The following is an 891-nucleotide window of genomic DNA, read 5'->3' as shown; positions in this document are numbered from 1 at the left end:
CCGACACCCCGAGCCCCGCCGCCCCCGGCACCTCGATCCGCCGCACCGCCGGGAACAGCACATCCGGCAACGCCACGTTGTCCCTCTCCGGCTGCTGCCACCCGGCGTTGGGCCCGTACCGCTCCACATCCCCGTAGTCGATGTGCGGCTGCGTCTGGAAACCGGCCCACTTCCCGCCCGCCACCGCCGAGTTGAAACGGTCGGCCAGCGCGAAGTCCCGCTCCAGGCCCGCCTCCGCCGCATCCGCGAGGTCGTTCGTCGCGGCCCGGCCCTGCGCCGCGTAGAGCAGGTTCGTGAACTCGGCCGACCGCAGCCCGTACAGGTTGGCGGTGGCCTGCACCTCGTACCCGACGAGTTCGAACCACGCGTCCCGCACCCCGGCCGGCAACCGGCGCCCGATCCGCTCGGCCCGTCGCCCCAGCTCCCGCCACTCCGCCGTGACCCGCTCCAACTCCCGGTGCCCGAAGGCGAAGGGAGTCTGCTGATCGTCGTAGACCACCTGGCCGTCGACGAGAGTGATCCGCCGGTTCAGCAACTCCGGCTTGCGGCGCGCCTGCAACTGCCCGTACGCCGCCAGCACGGAAGCGATCTCCTGCGCCTGCCCCGCCCCGAAGTTCTGCCGCGCGTAACGGAGTTCCCAGTCCGGCAGCTCATCGGCATCCCAACCCTCTGGATTCCAGGCGTAGTTGAGAAAGAACTCGGTCGGCAGCTCGTTCCCCTTCAGGTCGCCCACGTTCGCGACCCACAAGCCACGGTTCCCGTACGCGTACGCCGCGTGCAGCTGCTCCCACACGTTCCGCAGGTTCGCCGTGTCCTCCACGACCTCGTACCCGAACCTCGGGTAGATCTGCTGGTTCTCCCACATCAGCGCGTTCGTGTAGAGCCTGATCT

General features: G+C 69.5%; 1 protein-coding gene. It reads right to left on the bottom strand.

Annotated features, from left to right (window positions below):
* A partial coding sequence (locus tag ACNFOC_RS54715; protein ID WP_416966358.1) for a glycosyl hydrolase 115 family protein occupies positions 1-891 on the bottom strand: 891 nt, incomplete at both ends.

The organism is Streptomyces colwelliae (assembly GCF_048158785.1).
Taxonomy (GTDB): domain Bacteria; phylum Actinomycetota; class Actinomycetes; order Streptomycetales; family Streptomycetaceae; genus Streptomyces.
Note: the sequence above shows the minus strand (reverse complement) of the source record. Positions and strands in the feature narration are given on the sequence as shown.